Raw genomic sequence first — 22,106 nt, 5'->3', positions numbered from 1 at the left:
CCCGGACAGGACAGCGGTGCTGTTCGCCGGGGCGCGCCCGGCGAACAGCACCGTCTCTCGAAGGGTGTCCCTCGGAAAGGGTGCCTCTCAGACCGTCAGCGGCTCCCGTCGCAGCACCCTCTCGAACTGCGCCCGCAACGCGTCCCCCGGCTCCAGGCCCAGGTTGTCGGCGAGCCGCCGCCGGGTGCGGTGGTAGACGTCGAGTGCCTCCGCCTGCCGTCCGGACCGGTACAGCGCGGTGATGAGCTGTTCGCAGAAGCGCTCGCGCAGCGGATAGCGCGAGTGCAGCGGCTGCAGTTCCGTGACGATCTCCCGGTGCTGGCCGAGGCGCAGCGCGGCGTCGAAGAGGTACTCGTACGCCGTGAGCCGGGTCTCGGTGAGCCGGGTGTACGCCATCCTGCTGATCAGCCCCTGCCCGGTGTCCAGCAGTGCCGGACCGCGCCACAGGGCGAGCGCCTGGTTCAGCAGCGGGATCGCCTGGCCGGGCGAGGACCTGTGGAGCGTGGCCGCCTGGCGGGTCAGATTGCAGAAGAGTGAGGCGTCGATGTCATTTTCGGGCAGAGAAATCATGTATCCGAAACTCGATGTTCGAATCAGATCACGCAGATTGTCCTTTCCCGTGTGCGTGTCAATGATGCGGCGAAGTCGGGCGACATGACCGTGCAGGGAGTTCTCCGCATTGCGGGGGAGTTCCTCGCCCCACAACTCGTCGATCAGATCACTGCGTGAGACCGCCCTGTTGGGTGAGAGCGCCAGTGCGGCCACAGTCGCCCGGAGTTTCTCGCCGGGGAGACGCAGCGTGACGGGGCCATCCGTCAGTTCCAATGGCCCGAGCAGACGAACCTTCAATTTTTCCCCCGTGGTTCGAGCGTGTACGAACGCGTGAGGGAAGGGTAATTCCCGGCCTGGAGAGGAGCAACGCGGCTGTCCCAGAGGTGAGGTGTCCCACTGTCCGCGGTGACATTCGCCTTTCCGCCCCCTGTGCCCCTTGCATTCCCATGACACCCGGCTGTCTCCTGGGGTTCCACCCGGCGGCTTCCTCCGGTTCCACCGGCTGTGTCCTGGGGCGTCGGCCGACCGTGACGTTCAGCCCCGGTAACCGCGCAGCTTCCGGTACAGGGTGGCGCGGGCGATGCCCAGTGCCGCCGCCGCGCGTGCCTTGTTGCCGCCGTGGCTGCGCAGCGCCTCCAGGATGGCCGTGCGCTCGGCGTGCTCCATCGGACTCAGCGGCCGTGCCGAGGGGCCTTCCCGGACCGGGTCCGGCAGTTCGGCCCGCCGCACCGGCCCGGTCGTCCGCCGCCGCTTTGCCAACGCCCGCACCAGATGGGCGAGTTCGGTGACGTTGCCGGGCCACGGATGCCGCTCCAAGGCGTGCAGCGCGTCCAGTGTCCAGGTCAGGGGCGGTAGACCCGGCGCGGGCCGCGGCGTCAGTTCCGGCAGCAACTCCCTGACGTCGTCCGGGCGTTCACGCAGCGCCGGAAGTGCCACCGAGCGGGCGCCCAGGGTGTCGAGCAGCCGCTGAAGGCAGGGGCCGGGGGAGGCATCGGGGGTGTACGTGACCACGAGCGGTGCGTGCGGGTGCCTGTCGAGCAGGGAGTTGAGCGAGGCGACATCGGATTGGGCGAGCCGCTCGGCGTGGCGCAGCAGGAGCGCACGCCCGTCCGCCGACGCCCCGGCCCAGCCGTCGATCTCGCCGGCCGACCGCTCCGCCGCGTCCACGACCAGCGGCGCCGGTCCGTCGCGCGAGGCGAGCAACTCCCTTGCCAGGAACGTCTTCCCGGTGCCCCGCTCGCCGGTCAGCAGCAAGGGCTCCCGGGAGCGCGCCAGTTCAGCCGCCCGGCTCGTCGCGTGCCGCCAGGGGACCGAACGCCCGGTGAGCGCCACGCGGGGTTGCCCGTGAGGCCGTGCGGCGCTCCCGACGAGCCGTGCGGCGCTCCCGACCGGCCGTGCGACGGCCCCGTCGGGCCGTGCGACGCCCCTGGGGGACCGCGTGACGTCCCCGGCGGGTGGTTCGAGCACGGCGACCACACCGATGACCGCGCCCTGATGGCGTACCCGAGTGACCCGCGCGCTGCCGACGCCGTCCGGCAGTTCCAGCTCGTACGCGGCCGAACCGCTCCCGCTCCGAGCCGCCGAGGGACACACCGACGCCGATCCGTTCGCGGCCTCCGGTTCGGCCGAGTCCGGGCCGTCGGGTCCAGACGTGTCCAGGCCGTCGGGCTCAGACGTGTCCGGGCCGTCGGGCTCAGACGTGTCCGGGCCGTCGGGCTCAGACGCGTCCGGGCCGTCGGGTCCGTACGAGCCCGGCCCGCTCGCCCCGGCACTTCGCTCCAGCGTCTCCACCGCCGACGGCGACAGCAGTCCCGCCGCCGTCTCGTTCAGCAGACGGTTGCGCCCGTCCAGCGCCACGACCGCCACCCCCGGCCGGGAGGCCGCCCGCTGGTAGGCGTCGAGCAACACGCGTTCCGTCGTACGCGACCGGGTCAGTAGCTCCGCCTCGACTGCCGCCACCGTGGCCTCGGCGAGGGCGGCCCCGGGATGCGGCGAGCACTCGGCGGCCAGACCCGACGCGACGGTCACCGTGCCCAGGACCCGGCCGCTCTCCGGCGCCAGCACCGGAACACTCACGGCGGACACGTCCTGCCACAGGTCGAGGAAGTGCTCCGGGCCGTGCACCTCCGCGCGGCGACGGCTGCGTACGGCGAGTGCCGCGCTGTTGTGCCCGACCTCCCGTTCGGACAGGTCGCGGTACCGGTCGTCGTGCGGCGCGTTCCCGCCCGACCACACCACCCGCAGCCGCTCGTCGGTGAGGACCAGGGCCGACGGCCCGTCGGAGAGCGCGGGCGCGAGCCGTTCGAGCACCGGCCGCGCGGCGGTCAGCAGGGCGGACCCCACCGGGTGTACGGGCCGGGCGGATCCTGTGAGGTCGTGCGGTACGCCGAAGAAGCGGGCGCGGCGCCAGGCGGCGACGACCTCGTCCGGTACGCCGTCGGGCAGCGGGAGCCCCGTCAGGAAGCGCTCGCGCGCCTGGCGCAGCGGGGTGAGGGCGGGGAGGGCGGGCTGGGGGGTCTGGGTGGGGGAGTCTTTTGCGGTGGTCACAGCGTCGTCCACCGTACCCGGCGTTGTTGAAGGGGCAACAAGGGGTGGCCTGGGCCGTCATGCGGGTGCGGGTGCGTCGTCGCTGGTCGCGCAGTTCCCCGCGCCCCTGAGGGGGCGGGGCGGGGCGCGGTCTCCTCAGGGTCAGAGGGGGCGGGACGGGTCGTGGATTCCTGCGGGTCCGGCGGGCGCGGCGGCCGGGGGACGTGGCCGGGGCGGCGGGGACAATGGTGGTCGGGACGCAGGACACAACGGAGCGGGAGTCGTCATGAGTGTCGATGCCGGTGAGGCCACAGTCACTGCCACTGTCACCGAGGAGGCTGTCGGCAGCCTCGGCGCGGATACCGATCCGCGGTTGCGCGAGCTGCTCGGCGCGCTCATCCACCATCTCCACGACTTCGCGCGGGAGACCCGGCTCACCCAGGAGGAGTGGGAGCGGGCGATCGGCTTCCTGACGGCGACCGGCCGGGCGTGCACCGACACCCGGCAGGAGTTCATCCTCCTCTCCGACGTGCTCGGACTGTCGATGCTGGTGGAGACCCTGAACGCCGACCGCGGCCCGGGCGCCACCGAGTCGACTGTCCTCGGCCCCTTCCACATGACCGAGTCCCCGACGCGTGAACTCGGCGCCGACATCGACCTGGTGGGCAGCGGCGAGCCGTGCGTGGTCAGCGGCCGCGTGCTGTCCCAGGACGGCACCCCGTTGCCCGGAGCGGTCCTCGACGTGTGGCAGGCCGACGCCCACGGCTTCTACGACGTGCAGCGGCCCGACGTCCAGCCCGCGGGCAACGGCCGCGGCCTCTTCACCACGGACGCGGCGGGCCGTTTCCACTTCCGCACCTGCGTCCCGAGCCCGTACCCCATCCCGACCGACGGCCCGGTCGGCGACCTGCTCCGCGCCACCGGCCGACACCCCTACCGGCCGGCCCACATCCACTTCATCGCCACCGCCGAGGGCCACACCCCGGTCACCACCCACATCTTCGTGGCGGGCAGCGACTACCTCGACTCGGACGCGGTCTTCGCGGTCAAGCACAGCCTGGTCCAGGACTTCACGGAGACCGACAACCCCTCCCTGGCAGCGGAGTTCGGCATCCCGAACCCTTTCAGGCACGCCCGGTTCGACCTCGTACTGACTCCGGAGCGGAGCGCGTGAACTCCGTGGACTTCTCGTACGAGGCACAGCCGATGCGGGTCGTCTTCCGGCCCGGCGCCTCGGTGACCGCGACGGCCGGCGAGGTCGAGCGGCTCGGCCTGCGGCGGGTGCTGGTGATCTCCGGCGCGCGCGGCGCGGACACCGCGAAGGCGGTCGCGGACTCGCTGGGCGGCCTCTGCGCCGGAGTGCACGCACAGGCCCGTATGCACGTCCCGGCCGAGGTCGCGGACCGGGCCGTCGAAGTGGCGCGGGAGACCGGCGCCGACGGCTGTGTCGCGGTCGGCGGTGGCTCGTCGATCGGCCTCGGCAAGGCGGTCGCGCTGCGCACCGGCCTGCCGCTGATCGCCGTGCCCTCGACGTACTCCGGCTCCGAGATGACCCCCGTCTGGGGCCTCACCGAGCACGGCGCCAAACGCACCGGCCGCGACCCGTCGGTCCTCCCGCGCAGCGTCGTGTACGACCCCGAACTCACCCTCTCCATGCCCGTACCGCTCTCCGTCACCAGCGGCGTCAACGCCGTCGCGCACGCGGTCGAGGCGCTGTACGCCCCCGACACCTCGCCCCTGATCTCCTTGATGGCGGAGGAGGGGGTACGGGCGATGGCCTCGGCTCTTCCGGACATCGCCGCGGAGCCGTCGGACCCGCAGGCCCGGAGCCGCGCCCTCTACGGGGCCTGGCTCTGCGGTTCCTGCCTGGGCGCGACCACCATGGGCCTGCACCACAAGCTCTGCCACGTGCTGGGCGGTACCTTCGGTCTGCCGCACGCCGAGACGCACACGGTGGTCCTGCCGTACGCCCTCGCGTACAACGCGCCCGCCGTCCCCGCGGCGGTCGGCGCCCTGAACCGTGCCCTCGGCACCGACGACGCCCCGCACGCCCTGTGGACCCTCGCCGGAGACCTCGGAGCACTCCGCTCCCTCGCTCGGCTCGGCCTGTCCGAAACCGATCTGACGGCGGCGGCCGAGCTGGTCGCGGGACAGGCGTACGCCAATCCGCGCCCGGTCACGACGGAAGGCGCACTGGCCGTGCTGACGGCGGCGTACGCGGGGCAGACGCCCCGCACGGGCCTCCCGGACGCCGGCCTCTAGGACGCGGGCCTTCCTGACGTCGGCTTCCCGGCGCAGTCGCTCCGGGCCTGGTCCGGCGGCGATCCGGCCGTCGGCAATCCGGCCGTCGGCGACGACTGGGGCGAGGCGCTCGACCCCCACACGCCCTGGACGGTGGAGACCTCGCAGTGCGTGGTCCGCGAACCGGAGGGCGTGCTCGCGTACTTGGAGGATCCGACGCCCACCATCTCCGGCACGGCCGAGGTCGCGAGGACCTCACCCGTGCCGCTCCACTACCCGTGGAACCTCGCCGACGAAACCGTGGGACGCGGGCACGCGCGACCCATGTGGCGCGAGCACGCGCGACCCATGTGACACGGGCGTCCCGCAACTATCGAAAGAGAAAGCGCTGTCATGCGTCTCGACAACCGTTTGTGCCCACCCCATTCTTCAAGCAGGTTGTGGCATGAGCGTGACAGGAGACCTCATGATCAAGCGCAGATCGCTGCTGGCGGCGGCGGGCGGCACGCTGCTGGGCAGCGCGCTGGCGACGGGCACCGCCCGGGCCGACGCGACCGTCGCGGTCAACCCCGCCACCAGCTACGGGCGTTGGGAGGGCTGGGGCACCTCCCTCGCGTGGTGGGCCAACGTCTTCGGCGCGCGTGACGACTTCGCCGACATCTTCTTCACCACCAAGTCCGTGGCGTACGGCGGCAGGACCCTGCCCGGCCTCGGTCTGAACATCGCCCGCTACAACCTCGGCGCGTGCAGCTGGAACAGTGTGGGCGGCCAGAGCATGGCGGCCTCGCCCAACATCCCGGCGTTCAAGCAGATCGAGGGCTACTGGCAGGACTGGAACAACGAGAGCCCCACTTCCGCAGCCTGGGACTGGACGGCCGACGCCAACCAGCGCGCCGCCCTCGTCAAGGCGACCCAACGGGGCGCCGTGTCCGAGCTGTTCGCCAACTCGCCCATGTGGTGGATGTGCCTCAACCACAACCCCTCCGGAGCGTCCGGCGGCGGCAACAACCTCCAGTCCTGGAACTACCGCCAGCACGCCTCCCACCTGGCCGCCGTCGCCCTGTACGCGAAGAACAACTGGGGCGTGAACTTCGCGACCGTGGACCCGTTCAACGAGCCCTCCTCCAACTGGTGGACCGCCACCGGCACGCAGGAGGGCTGCCACATGGACGCCACCGTCCAGGCGGCCGTCCTCCCGTACATGCGCAGTGAGCTGGACACCCGCGGACTGTCCGGTGTCAGGCTCTCGGCGTCCGACGAGACGAGCTACGACCTGGCCCGTACGACCTGGAACTCCTTCGGGTCCTCGACGAAGGCGCTGGTCAGCCAGGTCAACGTGCACGGCTACCAGGGCTCGGGCGGCCGACGCGACCTCCTCTACACCGATGCCGTCACGACGGCGGGCAAGAAGCTCTGGAACTCGGAGACCGGGGACAGCGACGGCACCGGCCTCACCCTGGCGAGCAACCTGTGCCTGGACTTCCGCTGGCTGCACCCGACCGCCTGGGTCTACTGGCAGGTGATGGACCCCTCCACGGGCTGGGCGATGATCGCGTACGACGCGAGCACCCTGCAGCCGACCACCGTGCAGACCAAGTACTACGTGATGGCTCAGTTCAGCCGTCACATCCGGCCGGGGATGACCATCGTCGACACGGGTGTCGGCTACGCGGTGGCCGCTCACGACGCGACCCAGAAACGCCTGGTCGTCGTGGCGGTCAACTCCGGGGCCGCGCAGACGCTCACCTTCGACCTCTCCCGCTTCTCCGCGGTCACCGGCGGCTCGGGCGGACTCGTACGGCGCTGGAGCACGCTCACCTCCGGCGGCGGAGACCTCTACACCGCCCGCTCGGACACCTACCTGAACGGCAAGAGCCTGAGCGTGCCGTTCGCCGCCGGCTCGGTGCAGACCTTCGAGATCGACGGAGTCACCGTGTGACGGTCCCGGTGGGGACGCAGTGACCAGGGCGGTGGTGCCGTCGCCCCGGGAAGGCGGGTGTCTCAATGTGAGACACCCGCCTTCGCGCGTCCGGGTCCAGGATCGTCATGAGCTGCGTGCCGTTCCGCCGGGGCTCTGACGCAGGTGAAGAAAGGTGAACACCATGGCCCTCGCACTGCTTCGGCGCCGACGGTGGGGACGGTCCCCCGGTGCCGGCGCGACGGGCGTCTCGCTTCCCCTGCCGCCGGGCGCGGGTGCCGTCAACCGCGAGGTCGTCGACCCGATGGGCCAGCCGATGGGCGGGGCCGACGTGACGGTCACCGCGCTGGACACGCACCGAGTCGTGGCCCGCGGCACCACCGACCCGTACGGCTACTTCCTCGCGGCGCTGCCGCCCGGCCAGTACAGCCTGATGATCGCCGCCGAGGGCCTGCACCCGCACCGCGAGACGGTCGACGTGGTGGCCGGACCCGCCGCCGGGGAACAGATCTGGCTGCAGCCCGCCCGCCTGCTGGAACTTCCGGCGCAGGGGAACTGGCTCTTCGACCCGCCCCACACGGCGATCCGGTTCATCGCCAAGCACGTCGGCATGGCCCATGTGCACGGCCGCTTCGAGCGCTTCGACGGCGGCATCCAGATCGCCGGGGACATGGCCGAGTCCCGGCTCCACGTCCGTATCGACGCGTCGAGCATCACCACCGGCAACCGCACACGCGACGACCACCTGCGCTCCGGTGACTTCCTGGACGTCGAGCGGTTCCCGCACATCGACTTCCACAGCACGCGGTTCGCGTACCGCGGCGGCAGCAAGTGGACCGTGCACGGCTCGCTGACGATGCACGGGGTGAGCCGCTCGGTCGCCCTGGACACCACCTACCTCGGCACGGTGAACGGCGGCTACGGCGAGGAACTCCGCTGCGCGGCGCTGGCGAAGGCGGAGTTGCACCGCGAGGACTACACGCTCAACTGGCGCTCCATGCTGGCGCGAGGCATCGCGGTGGTCGGCCCGACGGTCCAACTGGAGCTGGACGTACAGGCGATGTACCGCACACATGACACACCTACGCCACCGCGGTGACGCTGCCGCTGGGGGTGGGTGGTTGTCTGCGGGCGGGTGGGGGCCGGCCGCGCGGTTCCCCGCGCCCCTGAAGGGCGCTGCCTGCGGTGTCAGCCCGTGGTGCTGAGGGGCGATGCCCGCGGTGTCACCCCGCGCCTCTGAAGGGTGCCGCCTGCGGCGTCAGCCGTCGTCTGTGAGCAGGCGGCGGGACGGCCGCCGACCCAGCCACATCCCGTCGCGCATGACGACTCTGCCGCGCAGTTCCGGCTCGCCGCGCCAAGCGCGCACAGTCCTCGGGACCACTCGTACATACAGAAAGGAACCCTCTTCCACGCGCGGATCCCACCCGAACTTGTCGGCGAAAGCCTCCGCCGTGCCTTCGGGCACCTCCTGGTCCGGGAAGCACTCCGCCTCGCCCTGGAGGAGGAGCACGTCGAAGGTGTCCGGCAACGCCAGGCGCACGCGCGGTTCTTCGCGGACGTTCCGCGCGGTCACGGAAGTGGCGCCGGTGCACATCCACACCGCTCGCCCGTCCCAAAGGAACCACAGCGGCACCTGGTGCGGCCCGTGCGCGGGGTGAGCCGTCGACACCCAGACGTCCCGCTCGGCGACGAGCCGCTCCAGAGCGTCGCGGACACGCTCCGCCGTCCTGCGACGGACGATTCCCGTGGTCTCCATGAGGCCCGACCCTAACCAGCGGGCGCGAGGCGCGCCTGAGGCGCAGGACCTACTCCCAGCGACCGATGGACTCCTCAACAGGAGACCTGGTGGGCGGCGTCAGCCCTCGCCCGTGAGCAGTCGCCTGGGGTTGGCGATGCGGAACGCGTAGGCCGCCGCTCCGCCCAGGCCGAAGCCCGGGGTTCGTGGGGGGTCCGCGTAGGGGCGGTCCGAGCCCTGGACGATTGCCTCGGTGCCCAGGACGCGGACGATCGCGTCGACCGCGCGCGGGCCGTACGACGAGGTCTCCACGAAGACGTTCGGGTCGATCTCCTTGTGGCCCTCCGCTCCGGCGCGGGCCACGAAGCGTTCGCCGTGCAGCGGCGCGAGACCGGCCAGCAGCGCGAAGCACACCCGTAGTTGAGGGTGACGCGGTCGGCCGAACGCCCGGAACGCGAACCAGGCCGCGTGCATCTGCTGCACGTACGGGACCATCGCGGGCCACCAGCCGGGCCGCGGGGAGACGTCGGCCGCCGGGCCCGGGTGGACGAACAGCGGGAGGCCCCGTTCCTCCAGCAGGTCGAGCAGCGGGGCGCAGTGCGCGTAGCCGGCCGCGTCGGCAAGGGCGTCGGCCGGGAGCTGGAGGCCGGCGAAGCCCCGGTCGAGGTATCCGGCCGTCGTCTCGGCGTCGATGTTCCGGACACCGGCGGCGGCCCAGGCGCCGAACGGCCGCGGCAACTCGGCGGCGTCCTCGTGGTACGCGGCCAGCAGCGGCCGGGCCTCCGCGGACGGGAGCCACTCCACGCCCAGCGGGGACGACAGCGAGACCAGCGCCCTGCCCAGGCCGTCGGCGACCGCCCGTTCGGCCCGCCGGGGAATGTCGTGGTCGGCGGGGGACACCTCGTAGGGCGGCTCACCGGCGGTGTGCAGCGTCCAGCCGTCCAGGAACGGCGGCTCGGTGCGTGCCCGCAGAGCCGCGACGAACGAACCGGTCCACAGATGCTGGTGTACGTCGACGTTGGTCACGAGGCTTCCTCCGTCAGGGCGCGCAGGGCGCTTCGTACCTCGTTCGAGCCCAGGACGTCCTCGCTCAGCCGGTCCACGTCCGCGCCACAGGGCCGGTCGTCGTCCAGGGGCGGGACAAGCTCGCGGATCGCCCGGTGCAGGAGGGCCGGGCCCCGCCCCAGGGTCGCGGGCGCGGCCAGGTCCACCGCCTGTGCGGCGGCCAGCGCCTCCACGGCGAGCAGCTGCCGCAGCCGGACGAGCATCGTCGACAGCCGCCGCGCCCCGAGCGCCGCGTTGGTCGAGTCGTCCTCCACACCGTCCGCGCCGTGCCGGGGGTCGGTGCTCACCGGGGCCGACAGCAGGCGGATCTCGGCGACCAGCGCCTGCGCCGTCTTCGCCAGCGGCGCGAAGCCCGAACGCTCCGGGCCGTGCGGGGAGAGGTTGGCGGGCAGCCCGCTGAGCCCGGGGTTGAGCAGCCGCCGCATGCGCTCGGCGGAGATCGCCGCGGTCTGCGTCAGCGCCAGCGCGAGGGTGTCGAAGGCCAGGGCGAGGGCCGGGGTGTGGAAGTTGCCGGACGAGAGGATCTCACCGGGTACGTCGCCGGAGCCGGCCAGGACCACCGGGTTGTCGCCGCTGCCGTTCAGCTCGGGCGCCAGCGCCGCACCGGCGAAGTCGAGCGCGGCGTGCAGCGCTCCGTGCACCTGGGCCGCGCAACGCAGGCTGATCGGGTCCTGGACCCGCCGGGCGTGCCGCGGGTCCGTGAGGTCGCCGCCGTCCAGGAGCGCGAGCAGTTCCGCCGCCGCCCGGGACTGTCCGGGGGCGGCACGCAGCCCCAGCACCCGGGCGTCCAGCGGGCTGGTGTTCGCCCGGAAGCCCTCCAAGGTGAGCGCCGTGACCGCCTGCGCCAGGGCCAGGACGGTGCCCGCCTCATGGAGGACCAGGCCGCCGTGCCCGGCGGCCAGCGGGCTCGCGCTGCACAGCACGTGCCCGTCCTTGGGACCCAGTTCGGCGGGGGCCAGCCCGGCCCGCCGCAGGGCCGCCGCACCGTCGAGCACCTCGCCGAGGAGTTCGGCGCGGCCCTCGCCGATCACGACGAGTCCGACATGGGCCATCTGGCACAGGTCCGAGGCGCCGATCGACCCCACCTCGGGGACCAGCGGATGGACGCGCGAGTTGAGCATGCCGACGAGCAGCGGCACGATCTCCGGGCCGACTCCGCTGCCGCCGCCCGCCAGACCGTTGACGCGGGCGACCAGGGCGGCACGTACGACGGGGACCGGCAGCGGGTCCCCGACCGCGTTCGCCCGCCCGCGCACCGTACGCACGCTGAACCGCGCGAGTTCGTCGCGCGGCAGAGCGTACGAGGACCGGCTGCCGAGTCCCGTCGTCAGTCCGTACGTCGGCACCTGGCGGTCGACCACGTCGTCGACCACCGCGCGCTCGCGCGTCAGCCGGGGGAGCACCTCGTCCGCGAGGACGACCCTGGCACCGCGCAGGGCGACGGCGGCCACGTCCTCGAAGGACAGGGAGCGCCCGTCGACGATCACTGCTTCGGCCACTGTTCCGATCACTGGTTCGACCACTGCTTCGGATTCCGCGGGGTAGGGGCCCGTCATGAGAACCGCAGCTGCTGCCCGAGTCCGCGCTCCCCGGCCTTCGCGAGCACGGCCGCGCCCAGGGCGATGTCGGACAGGGACAGACCACGGTGCCAGAAGAGAATCGTCTCGTCCGCCCGCTCCCGGCCGGGCTTGCTGCCCGCCACGATCTCGCACAGTTCGCCGTACAGGGTCTCCTCGCTGAGCCGGCCCGATTCGACATGCGCGCGCAGAGCACCGAAGGGCCCGGACCGGCACTGGCCCCAGTCGTCGACGACGACCTTGTCCATGATGTCGGTGAGGGAGAGTTCGACCGCGCTCATCGTTCCGTACGGGACGACGAAGGCGCCCGGCGCGATCCACTCCGTTTTCAGCAGGGGCTCGGGCCGCTCCAGCCGGGACGCCTCCACGACGATGTCCGCGCCCTCGACGCACGACTGCCAGTCGTCGGTCACGATCACCGGCTTGCCGAGGTCGTGCTCCAGCCGCTTCGCGAAGGCCTCACGGCTCTCCGGGCGGCGCGAGTGGACGCGGATCTCGTCGAGATCGAAGATCCGGTCGAGCAGCCGGACGTTCCAGTACGAGGTGGCGCGGGCGCCGATGTGACCGAGCACCTTGGAGTCGGGACGGGCCAGCTGCCGGGCCCCCAGCGCGGTGAGCGCGCCGGTGCGCATCTCCGTGATCGCGGTGGCGTCGAGCACGGCCAGCGGCATACCCGTACGCGGATCGAAGAGGTTCAGCAGGGCCATCTCGGAGGGCAGACCCGATTTGTAATTGTCGACGTAGTCGCCCACGATCTTGACTCCGGCCATGCCGAGCGGGGCCACATAGCCGCGCAGCACATTGAAGTGGCCGTTGAAGGCGGGGTCGGGTGTGAGATGCACCCGTGGTTCGATAACCGTCTCGCCGCGACCCTGGGCGAGCAGTCCCTGTTCGACGGCGTCAAGCACCTCGGTGTCGTCGAGTTCCAGCCGTTCGATGTCGGAACCGTTCAGGAACGTGAACAGAACAGGGTCAATAGCGGTCATTCCGGGCGTCCTCTCGCTTTCTTCGGACGAACGTAACGCCCCGTTTACAAAAGGGGATTGACTGTAATTCAGTCACGAACAACTCTGCATGACGATATGCAGTCGGGTAAGGGGCAGCTTTGATCAGATTCGACGCGGTGAGCAAAAACTATCCCAACGGCACCACAGCCGTGGACGGACTGTCCCTGGAGCTGGCCGAGGGCGGCCTCACGGTCCTGGTCGGCCCCTCGGGCTGCGGCAAGACCACCACCCTGCGGATGGTCAACCGCATGGTGGAGCCGTCGGCGGGCACCGTCAGCCTGCGCGGCCAGGACATACGGGAGGTGGCCGCCCCCGAACTGCGCAGGGGGATCGGCTACGTGATCCAGCACGCCGGGCTCTTCCCGCACCGGACCATCCTGGACAACGTGGCGACCGTGCCGCTGCTGCTCGGCTGGGGCAAGAAGAAGGCCCGGTCGCGGGCGGCCGAGCTGCTCGAACTGGTGGGGCTGCCGGCCACGATGGCCAAGCGCTACCCGTACCAGCTCTCCGGCGGGCAGCAGCAGCGCGTCGGGGTGGCCAGGGCGCTGGGCGCGGACCCGCCCGTACTGCTCATGGACGAGCCGTTCAGCGCGGTCGACCCCATCGTGCGCGGTGAGCTGCAGGCGGAGTTCCTGCGGCTGCAGAAGGAACTGCACAAGACGATCGTGTTCGTCACCCACGACATCGACGAGGCGATCAAGCTGGGCGACCACATCGCGGTGTTCCGGACGGGCGGCAAGCTCGCGCAGTTCGACACCCCGGAGCGGCTGCTCGAACATCCCGCCGACGAATTCGTGGCCGACTTCGTCGGGCACGACCGCGGTATCCGCCGCCTCTCCTTCGTCCAGGCCTCCGGTCTGCCGCTGCGCGAGGGCCCGGTGCTGCCGGTGACCGCTCCCGTCTCCGACGCCCGGTCCCTGGACGTGCCCTGGGTGCTCGTCGTCGACGCCGCCCGGCGGCCCCTCGGCTGGGCGGCCGTCGCCGATCTGCCGACCGGCGGCACGCTGGCGGACGCGACGCTCGCACCGCTCGGCCACACGTTCAGCCTGGTCGGCGACTCGGCGCGGGCCGCCCTCGACGCGGCGCTCCTGTCCCCCTCCCGCCTCGCGGTGGGCGTGGACGCCCAGGGCGCGGTCGCGGGGGTCGCGGACGCGTACGAGCTGTCCGCGGCGATGGCGGACGCCTCAGCCCGGACGGCGGACGCGAGCAGGATCGCGGATGCGAGCACGACGGCTGATGCGAGCACGACGGCTGATGCGGCCGAGGCGGCGGACGTGACCAAGGCACCCGAAGCGACCGAGGCGGCGGATGCGGTTGAGGCACCCGAGGTGACCAAGGCGTCCGGAACCGCCGGGACGGCTGCGCCTCAGCTTGCCAAGGCTGACGCAGACGAAGGTGGCACCGGCGAAGGTGACACCGACGACGGCCGCGCCGGGAAGAGCGGCACCACGGGCGGTGGGGGCCGATGAGAGACGGAGAGCCGCTCGTACGGTGGGTGTGGATCGGCGACCACGTCGGTGAGCTGGCCCACTACACAGGCGTCCATCTGCGGCTGGGCCTCCTGCCGGTGCTGTTCGGACTGATCATCTCCGTGCCGCTCGGCATGCTCTGCCACCGCTACCGGTGGGTCTACCCGCCGACCCTGACCACGGCCAACGTGCTGTACTCCATCCCGTCGCTGGCCCTGTTCATGATCTTCGTCCGCTACACCGGACTGACCGAACGCACGGTCATGATCCCGCTGACCCTGTACACGCTGTCGGTCCTCATACCCAACGTCGTGGACGGTCTGGCCTCGGTGCCCGATCCGGTACGGCAGGCGGCCACCGCGATGGGATTCAGCACGGTACGCCGGGTCGTCCAGGTCGAACTGCCGATCGCCGTCCCCGTCGTCGTCGCCGGTGTACGGGTCGCCGCAGTCTCCTCCATCAGCCTCGTCGCGGTGGGACAGCTGATCGGGCAGGGCGGCCTCGGCTACTACATCACCCGGGGCCTCCAGCTCGACTTCCCGACCCCGATCATCACCGCGACCGTACTGATCATGCTGCTGGCCCTCGTCACCGACGCGTTGCTCGTCCTGGCGCAGCGGCTGCTCACACCGTGGGCGCGCGGCAAGGGGGCGAAGGCGTGAACGATCTCCTGAACCAGATAGAGCTCGTCGGCGACTGGCTGACGTCGTCCCAGCAGTGGCACGGCGACGACGGCATCCCGCACCGCCTCGCGGAGCACCTGACGTACAGCGGTCTGTCGCTGCTCTTCGCGACACTGATCGGCCTCGCGTTCGGGCTGCTGGTCGGTCACACCGGCCGCGGCGCGTTCGCCGTCGCCACCGTCGCGAACCTCGCGCGGGCCATCCCCACCTTCGGCCTGGTCGTCCTCGTGGTGACCCTGGCCGGACTCAGCACCACTCCCGTGCTGGTCGCCCTGGTGGCGCTGGCCGTCCCGCCGATCCTCATCAACACCTTCGAGGGGGTCCGCGGTGTCGACCCCGACGCCCGGGACGCCGCGAAGGGCATGGGCATGACCGGCTGGGAGGTCCTGCTGAAGGTCGAGGTGCCGATGGCGCTGCCGCTGATCCTGCTCGGCCTGCGGGTCGCCGCCATCCAGGTGGTGGCGACGGCCACGGTCGCCGCGTACCCCGGTCTCGGTGGTCTGGGCCGTTTCATCGTCGACGGGCTCTCCCGCAACGACTACCAGCTGGTCATCGGTGGCTCCGCCGTCGTCGTGGCACTGGCGCTCGTCGTCCAGGCCGTCTTCACCGCGCTGCGGCGCGCCGTCGTCTCGCCGGGGCTGCGGCCCACGGCAGCCAAGCCCTGAACTGCGTCCGAACACCCGAACACCCGCGTGCCCGAATACCTGCATACCTGAGTACTTGAGTACCTGAGAAAGGAACACCCATGAAAGCCATGTACCGCACCACCGCCTTCAGCCTCGTCGCCGCTCTCTCCCTGACCCTCACCGCCTGCGGAGGCGGCGACGGTGACGACGACAATCCGCTGTCGGGCGACAGTGGCGGCAGCGGAGGCGGCAAGGCCATCGTCGTCGGCTCGGCCAACTTCCCCGAGAACCAGCTGCTCGCCGAGATCTACGCCCAGGCACTGGAGGACAAGGGCCTGAAGGTGACCCGCAAGTTCGACATCGGCGCCCGCGAGGTCTACTACGACCAGGTCGTCAAGGGAGGCATCGGAGTCTTCCCGGAGTACAACGGCGCCCTGCTGTCCGTGGCGGTCGACAAGAAGAGCACCGCGACCAGCACGGAGGAGATCAACGCCGAGCTGAAGGCGAAGCTCCCGAAGTCGGTGGAGATACTCGACTCCGCCGCGGCCGAGGACAAGGACTCGGTCACGGTCACCGCCGAGACCGCCGACAAGTACAACCTCAAGACGCTGGCGGACCTCAAGCCGGTCGCGAAGGACCTGACCATCGGTGCCGGTTCCGAGTTCAAGACCCGCACCCAGGGCGGCGTCGGCCTGAAGACCGTCTACGGCGTCGAGTTCGGGAAGTTCCAGCCGCTGGACGCGGGCGCGCAGAGCACCCTGCTGAAGCTGCTGAAGGACAACAAGGTCCAGGCCGCCAACCTCTACACGACCGACCCCGCCATCGTCGAGGACAAGCTGGTCGTCCTGGAGGACCCGAAGAACCTCTTCTCCTCGCAGAACATCACCCCCCTCGTCTACAAGTCCGCGGTCAACGCCAAGGCCAAGTCGGCGCTCAACGCCATCTCGGCCAAGCTCACCACCGAGGACCTGCTGGACATGATGAAGAAGATCAGCAACGACAAGGAGGACTCCTCGGACGTCGCGAAGGAGTGGCTGACGTCGGCCGGTCTCGCGAGCTGACCCACACGGCTGTCCGGCCGCCCGGACCGACCGTCGTCCGGCCGCCCGGACCATACGTGTCCGGGCCACCCGGACCGTGCGTGTTCGGGACGGGCGGACCGTACGCGTCCGGGACTGGGCGGACCGTACGCGTACGGGACGGGCGGTTCCTTACGACGGGCTGGGACGACGGGCTGGGGGCCAGGGTGAGCGACATGGAGGGAGCCGGTGGCGGCGTCGGCGACGGCGCGTCCCGCGGGGCGGTCGCTCCCACGCGGCTGCACCAGCTCTTCGAGGGGCGTCGGCTGACGCCCACCCAACGGCGCATCGCCCACTGTCTGGTCCGGCGGACGGCGGCCGCGCCGTTCCTGTCGAGCGTGGAGCTGGCCGAGCTGGCAGGGGTGAGCCAGCCGTCGGTGACCCGTTTCGCGGTCGCCCTCGGCTTCGACGGGTATCCGGCGCTGCGCAGACATCTGCGTGAGGTCGTACCCGCCGGGCCGGCCGTGGACGCACGGCCGGCCAACCCCTACCAGCAGGCGGTACGGGCCGAGATCGACAACCTGCTCCAGCTGGCGTCCCTGCTGGCCGATCCCGGGCCGGTGGAGAAGGCGGGGCGGCTGCTCGCCGCCTCCCGGCCGCTGCCCGTGCTCGGGCTGCGCGCCTCGGCCGCCCAGGCGCGCGGCTTCGCCTACTTCGCCGCGAAGGTGCACCCCGACGTACGCCTGCTCGACGAGGGCGGTTCGCTGCTCGCCGACCGGATCGACGCGGCCCGCCGGGCGGGCGCGGGCGCGCTTCTGTGCTTCGCGCTGCCGCGCCACCCTGCCGAGCTGCTGGACGCGCTCGACCACGCCCGGGACGCCGGGCTGACGGTGGTGATGATCGCCGACGGCACGTTCGCCCCGGTGGCCGCCCACAGCGACCTGCTTCTCCCCGCCGCCGTGGGGACCGGTCTGGTCTTCGACACGGTGAGCGCCCCCATGCTCCTGGGCCAGGTCCTCCTGGAGGCGATGTGCGACGGCATGCCCGACGCCCAGGCCCGCCTGGAGGAGTTCGACGCGAGGGCCGCGGCGCGGGGCCTGTTCGTCGACTGACCGGACGGAACCAGGCGCCGAGCCGTTCGTGCGCGGTGCACGCGGTGCACGCGGTGCGGTCCGAGCGGTCTGGCGGCCCGGGTGGGCCGGGCGCCGCCCGGCCGAGGTGCGGTAAGGTTCACCTGCGCCTTCACGCGGCTCACAGCGGCGGGACGACGCATCGGGACGTGGCGCAGCTTGGTAGCGCACTTGACTGGGGGTCAAGGGGTCGCAGGTTCAAATCCTGTCGTCCCGACTCGTACGAGTCGCAGGTCAGGGGCGGTTTCGGAGGAATCCGAAACCGCCCTTTGATCATTTCTGGGGACCCGTTGGGGACCAGTGTTCCTTGACCGGTGTCAGCGGGTGAGGACAGTCGTTGCAGGAAGGGATCGCGGGGCGCGCAGCACGCTGAGGTGCGTGGAGAGTGCAGCACCGGCGGCTGTGATCTTGTGGATGTCCGGGTGCAGGTAGCGCTGAGTGGTCGTCAGCGATCCGTGGCCGGCGATCCTGCGCAGTACGTGGATGGGGACTCCGGCGTCCGCGAGCCAGGTCAGTCCGGTGTGGCGGAGGTCGTGGCGGCGTAGGTGCTCGTAGCCGAGCCGGGTGACTACTTCGTCCCAGTGGGTTGCGTCGCGTAGGACCGCGGTGGAGATGCGTCCTCCGCGTGGGCCGGTGAACAGTCGCGCGTCAGGGTTGGGGCCGGCGGAGAGGATGCGCTGGGCCACGAGCGGTCGGATCTCCTCGATGATGGGAACCTTGCGGGCGCGCTTGCCCTTGGTGCCCTTGTCGGTCAGTCCGCCGGGCGCGGGCGTGGTCTGCCGCTGTACCGTCCAGATCCACTGGCTGGTGTCAATGTCTCCGATGCGGCACCCGGAGACTTCTCCGATCCGGGCGGCGGTGCTCGCGGCGAAGAGAACGACGTCGCCCCAGCCGCGGTACTGGTTGGAGGAGGCGGCCACGAGTGCCTCGGCCAGCTGGACGAGCGTGTCCCAGTCGGGCAGGGCGAGGGCTCGTGGGTCGCGGAGTTCGTCCTCGGCCTGCTTGTAGAGCTTCTGCCAGCCGCTGACCCGGGCGGGGTTGACTTTGATGATGCCGTCGCGGACCGCCTGTTCCATGACGCGGACCAGAACGGCGATGGTGTTCTTGACCGTTGAGCGGCTGTGCTCGTCGACGATCCAGTTCTGCACGGTTCGGTCGACAACGCCGTTGGTGATCATCCGTACGGCGAGGTGGCCGAGGGCGGGGACCACGCGCATCCGCCATCCCGCGAGATATGGATCGAGGGTCTTCAACTCCAGCCCGCGCAGGGCGAGATCCATGTTCGCGGCGCCGTATTCGGCGAGCTTCATGGTGGCGAGCGACGGGGACAGGCCGGCCTGCGCGGCCTCGATGATGTCCTGGAGCCACTCCTGCGCCTCGTCCTCGTCCGCCTTTCCCTCCGACAGGGACAGGCGCCGCTTCGTAGCCGGATCGAACCAGCGGACACGCGCTCGATAGGGATGGGGGCGATCGGGTCGATATTCGATGTCGGTGGAGAGCCGCACACCGACCGGAACAATGGCCTTCTCGGCCATCAGACTTCTCGGCGCGGGACGGTCCGGCGACTGTACAGCCATTCCTCGACGTCGAGCGCGCTGTACATGACGACGCGTTCGGAAACGGAGACGAACGGTGGGCCCTGCGGTGGCCGAGCGGCGCGCCACCGACGCAGAGTCGAGGCGTCCACGTGCAGACAGGCGGCGAGGTCACTCGTCGAATACCAGGCGTTGGCCAGGAGGGACGAACGGCTGCGATTTTGGACGGAGACAGCCTGGCTGGCTACGGAGTGCGCCGCGCCCTCCTGTTGCTTGCGCGGCTGACGGTTTGTGGAATCTGTTGTCGGTTCGGGGGGCAAGTGCGGTGAATCTCCGGGGGTATGGAGCACCAAACGGGTACTGGAGAAGAACCTCCGGCGACGGACGGCATGGCTCGCAAACGGAGAACAGCGGGGTTCCACCTCTGCAGCTGCGGTGAGTCCTCGCCGATGGATCGCTCCGCCGTGGTGCTCGGGGCAGACGTTGGACAACAATCGTCTGCAGAAACGCCGGTTTGGCTAACCGGCGATGTGCGGCTATGTTCCCCTCGCTCACGACGAGACCGCCGGAACGCGACTCCCGCGGGGCGACGCGATTGGTGGGATGCGTCGACGATCGCGTACATGCTGGCGCATCAGGTGCATTTCCGATTCATGCCTTCCCGATGACGCACCATGTGGACTGTGTGGCGATCCTTGAACCGGCGGCTAAGGGCTCCTGACCTACGGTTTTGCCCGTGCAGATTATGTGTGGTGTGGGCGTTACGGGCGCTATCTTGACGCTGAAATGACACTCGTGACGCTCGTTCTGATGGGTTGTCAGGCGAACTGTTGGGCAGGTCAGGCTCTGCTGGGTGGCGTATATCGATGGGGCGCCTAGGGCGGGCGACGTTCTGCACGGAGCTGCTCGTTCCTGATGATCACTTGTCCCGGACGAGACCAGCCAACGCCGTGAGCTGCGATGTCTGGCCGTCGCAGGTCGTTGACCTGCGCTGGAGTTGAATGCCAAGGTCACAGCAGGTACGAGAAGCGTAGTGCCCCGCCCTCCTCGCGATAGCGGCCCCGGCCGCGCTTCCCGTAAGGGTTGGGGAGCATCTGGATGGCCACCTTGTGCGGGGTGAGGGCGTAGGTGACTACCAGGAGGCGCCAGCGGTCGTTGCCCGCGTGCTGGCGGGCCGCGCGGACCTCGCTCTCCCCCAGCTCGAAGCGGCCTCCTTCGCCCCCGGTCGCCTTCACCTCGTACAGGAAGGGACGGCTGCCGGAGCCGACCCGGAAGTCGAAGCCCAGTCCGTCGTCGCCCGACGGGCCGGGGAAGGCTTTGCGACGGTTGCCCGACACCCAGCCAGTCTCGTCCATGCGGTCCGGGTAGCGCGCACACAGCCACTGATACGCGTACCACTCACCCACGTACCCGATGGCCTCCCGCTGGGCCGTGGTCAGCCCGCTGTCCGTGCCGCCCCCGTACCGCCGCCCACGCGTGCGACCGGTGGTCTGGGTGCGACCGGTCTGGGGACGGGGGTCCGTGAAACGGAGCGGCCCGACGGCGGTGATGCCCGGCGCCGAGCCGCTCTGCAGGACCCGGTCAAGTTCGTGGGTGAGGGCGGTGAAGTCGCCGGAGTCCACGTCGAAGGCGCGGGCGCCGACGGAGATCGACCGCCGCTTGCGCTCCCGTTCGCGGCGCTCGTGTTCTGCCGCGTTGCGCACCCGGTTTAGGTCGGCTTCGGATAGCCCGTGTCGTTCGGGTTCCGTCGTCACCGCCATCCCGTTGGGCCACTGGCCGAGGGCCGCCAGCCAGCTGACGACGTCGGTGGGGGACAGGGGTCGGAAGTCGAGCGTGCCCGCGGCCTCCAGCCGCGCGGTGACCTCTTCGGCGGGCTCGGCTGGGGTCAGGGCCGCGGGCAACGGGTGTCCGGCCGCCCTGACCAGGACCGCGAGGTCGACGGCCAGGCCGGTGATCGTACGGAGGTTCGCGCCGCGTACCTGGTCGGGAGCGGGCAGGCGTTCGCCCGACCGGGGCAACGGCACCGGGCGGCCCAGGCGCAGCGCCAGCTGCTCCTCCACGTGCACCTCCAGGCTTCCCGTGTCGGCCGTGTCCACGGTGTACTCCCATGCCTCCGGCGCGGTGATCCAGTCCAGGGCCCGGACCGAGGGCCAGTCGGGCATCGGACGGCGCGCGTCGAAGTCCTCCAGCATGGCCCAGCGCAGCCGGTTGACGAGCTCCTTCCTACGCAGGTCCAGGTAGGTGCGGAGCGCTTCCTCATGCTCGGCGGCGTGGCTGATCGGTTCCAGGGGCGGGCTCATCGCGCGCAGGGTGTCGTTCAGCTCGGCGAATCCGATGCCCAGGTCGCGCCGCAGTTCGTCCGTACTGCGGGCTGCACGGGCCCTGGCGATGAACTCGAGTACAGGGACCGGGAGCTCGGCTGCGTACTCTTCGAGGTGCGCCTGGAACTCCCGGGTGTCGCCCGGAGGTGGCAGGAACAGTGAGTTCGCCGCCTCCGTGCCAAGCAGGTGGACGAGGAAGGGCCGGCAGCGCTCCAGGACCACGCCGATGGCCCCGTCGATCCGGCGGCTCGTCTCCTCGATCTGGTGGGCCGTGACTTCCAGGGCGTCGGCGAGCTCGTCCTGGCCGGGGTCGCGCAGGTCGGCGTGGCGGGTAGCGAGCTGGTGGGCGGCGAGGCGCAGTCGGTCGCCGAACTCCCGCCGTCCCAGCAGCTCGGCGAGCGCCACCATGATGCGGGGGGTCTCGGGCCAGCCCGGCTCGCCTGCCGGGGCGAGGACGAGCGGATGCTTCGGATCAGGCAGCGGCAGTACTCCGCCGAGGCGGCCCGGCAATGTCACGGGCCGGCCGTCGAGCTCGATGTCCCAGGAGCGGTAGCGGTGCAGACGTACGCTCCGGATCAGGGACATCAGCTCGCTCAGTTCGGTCTCGCTTGCCCGGGGGCCGCGCGCCAGGTGGTCGCAGAGGACGCCCACGGCCAGCATGAGCCAGGGCAGCTGTTGGACCAGTGGCTCTCCCATGGCCGC

The 22,106-nt window shown here is 71.0% G+C and carries 17 protein-coding genes, 1 tRNA gene and 1 pseudogene; 11 read left to right on the top strand and 8 right to left on the bottom strand.

Annotation, left to right across the window (positions count from 1 at the left end):
* Positions 1 to 87: 87 nt before the first annotated feature.
* From OHS59_RS07825 to OHS59_RS07815, 3 genes and pseudogenes are all read right to left on the bottom strand, one after another.
* Positions 88 to 570, bottom strand: a complete 483-nt coding sequence (locus OHS59_RS07825) for an AfsR/SARP family transcriptional regulator (RefSeq protein ID WP_328499104.1) — start codon at positions 568 to 570, stop codon at positions 88 to 90.
* Positions 571 to 579: 9 nt separating this feature from the next.
* Positions 580 to 765: pseudogene (locus tag OHS59_RS07820) on the bottom strand (AfsR/SARP family transcriptional regulator); the annotation flags it as partial.
* A 321-nt stretch (positions 766 to 1,086) separates the two neighbouring features.
* Entirely contained in the window at positions 1,087 to 3,099 is a 2,013-nt protein-coding gene (locus tag OHS59_RS07815; RefSeq protein ID WP_328492653.1) for a helix-turn-helix domain-containing protein, read from the bottom strand.
* A 265-nt stretch (positions 3,100 to 3,364) separates the two neighbouring features.
* On the opposite strand from OHS59_RS07815, the gene OHS59_RS07810 reads away from it, so the two are divergent.
* The 5 genes from OHS59_RS07810 (at position 3,365) to OHS59_RS07790 (ending at position 8,336) form a co-directional block, all read left to right on the top strand.
* Positions 3,365 to 4,252 carry a dioxygenase family protein gene (locus tag OHS59_RS07810; RefSeq protein WP_328492652.1) on the top strand — a complete coding sequence of 296 codons (888 nt, stop codon included), beginning with the start codon at positions 3,365 to 3,367 and terminating at the stop codon, positions 4,250 to 4,252.
* Positions 4,253 to 4,284: 32 nt separating this feature from the next.
* A complete protein-coding gene (locus tag OHS59_RS07805) occupies positions 4,285 to 5,340 on the top strand; it encodes a maleylacetate reductase (protein ID WP_328499103.1) in 1,056 nt (351 codons plus the stop codon).
* 132 nt (positions 5,341 to 5,472) lie between these two features.
* A complete protein-coding gene (locus OHS59_RS07800) occupies positions 5,473 to 5,673 on the top strand; it encodes a hypothetical protein (protein WP_328492651.1) in 201 nt (66 codons plus the stop codon).
* A 112-nt stretch (positions 5,674 to 5,785) separates the two neighbouring features.
* Positions 5,786 to 7,258, top strand: coding sequence for a glycoside hydrolase (locus tag OHS59_RS07795; RefSeq protein ID WP_328492650.1), 1,473 nt, complete (start codon positions 5,786 to 5,788; stop codon positions 7,256 to 7,258).
* 163 nt (positions 7,259 to 7,421) lie between these two features.
* On the top strand, positions 7,422 to 8,336 hold the full coding sequence (locus OHS59_RS07790) for a YceI family protein (protein ID WP_328492649.1): 915 nt from the start codon (positions 7,422 to 7,424) through the stop codon (positions 8,334 to 8,336).
* Positions 8,337 to 8,495: 159 nt separating this feature from the next.
* Here the strand turns inward: OHS59_RS07790 and OHS59_RS07785 are convergent, their stop codons facing one another.
* The 4 genes from OHS59_RS07785 to OHS59_RS07770 all read right to left on the bottom strand — a co-directional run bounded on the left by OHS59_RS07785 (position 8,496) and on the right by OHS59_RS07770 (position 12,600).
* A complete protein-coding gene (locus OHS59_RS07785; RefSeq protein WP_328492648.1) occupies positions 8,496 to 8,993 on the bottom strand; it encodes a pyridoxamine 5'-phosphate oxidase family protein in 498 nt (165 codons plus the stop codon).
* A 99-nt stretch (positions 8,994 to 9,092) separates the two neighbouring features.
* A complete protein-coding gene (locus OHS59_RS07780; protein WP_328492647.1) occupies positions 9,093 to 9,998 on the bottom strand; it encodes an amidohydrolase family protein in 906 nt (301 codons plus the stop codon).
* Positions 9,995 to 11,536, bottom strand: a complete 1,542-nt coding sequence (locus OHS59_RS07775) for an aromatic amino acid lyase (protein WP_328492646.1) — start codon at positions 11,534 to 11,536, stop codon at positions 9,995 to 9,997. The genes OHS59_RS07780 and OHS59_RS07775 overlap by 4 nt, the downstream gene beginning before the upstream one ends.
* 53 nt (positions 11,537 to 11,589) lie before the next feature.
* Positions 11,590 to 12,600, bottom strand: coding sequence for an ornithine cyclodeaminase family protein (locus OHS59_RS07770; protein WP_328492645.1), 1,011 nt, complete (start codon positions 12,598 to 12,600; stop codon positions 11,590 to 11,592).
* 119 nt (positions 12,601 to 12,719) lie between these two features.
* Here OHS59_RS07770 and OHS59_RS07765 point away from each other — a divergent pair, with 119 nt between their 5' ends.
* The 6 genes from OHS59_RS07765 to OHS59_RS07740 all read left to right on the top strand — a co-directional run bounded on the left by OHS59_RS07765 (position 12,720) and on the right by OHS59_RS07740 (position 17,765).
* Positions 12,720 to 14,090, top strand: coding sequence for an ABC transporter ATP-binding protein (locus tag OHS59_RS07765; RefSeq protein ID WP_328492644.1), 1,371 nt, complete (start codon positions 12,720 to 12,722; stop codon positions 14,088 to 14,090).
* A complete protein-coding gene (locus tag OHS59_RS07760) occupies positions 14,087 to 14,752 on the top strand; it encodes an ABC transporter permease (RefSeq protein ID WP_328492643.1) in 666 nt (221 codons plus the stop codon). Before OHS59_RS07765 ends, OHS59_RS07760 begins: the two co-directional genes overlap by 4 nt.
* A complete protein-coding gene (locus tag OHS59_RS07755; RefSeq protein WP_328492642.1) occupies positions 14,749 to 15,438 on the top strand; it encodes an ABC transporter permease in 690 nt (229 codons plus the stop codon). The genes OHS59_RS07760 and OHS59_RS07755 overlap by 4 nt, the downstream gene beginning before the upstream one ends.
* A gap of 89 nt (positions 15,439 to 15,527) precedes the next feature.
* Positions 15,528 to 16,460 (top strand): ABC transporter substrate-binding protein, encoded by a 933-nt coding sequence (locus OHS59_RS07750; protein WP_328499102.1) that lies wholly within the window; start codon positions 15,528 to 15,530, stop codon positions 16,458 to 16,460.
* Between the two features lie 194 nt (positions 16,461 to 16,654).
* Positions 16,655 to 17,530, top strand: coding sequence for a MurR/RpiR family transcriptional regulator (locus OHS59_RS07745; protein WP_328499101.1), 876 nt, complete (start codon positions 16,655 to 16,657; stop codon positions 17,528 to 17,530).
* A gap of 161 nt (positions 17,531 to 17,691) precedes the next feature.
* Positions 17,692 to 17,765 (top strand) — tRNA-Pro (locus OHS59_RS07740).
* Positions 17,766 to 17,865: 100 nt separating this feature from the next.
* On the opposite strand, the gene OHS59_RS07735 is transcribed toward OHS59_RS07740, so the two are convergent.
* Entirely contained in the window at positions 17,866 to 19,083 is a 1,218-nt protein-coding gene (locus OHS59_RS07735; RefSeq protein ID WP_328492641.1) for a tyrosine-type recombinase/integrase, read from the bottom strand.
* Positions 19,084 to 22,106 lie beyond the last annotated feature (3,023 nt).

Source organism: Streptomyces sp. NBC_00414, from assembly GCF_036038375.1.
Lineage (GTDB): Bacteria > Actinomycetota > Actinomycetes > Streptomycetales > Streptomycetaceae > Streptomyces.
The sequence above is the reverse complement of the archived record's forward strand: the minus strand, read 5'-3'. Positions and strand labels throughout refer to the sequence as shown.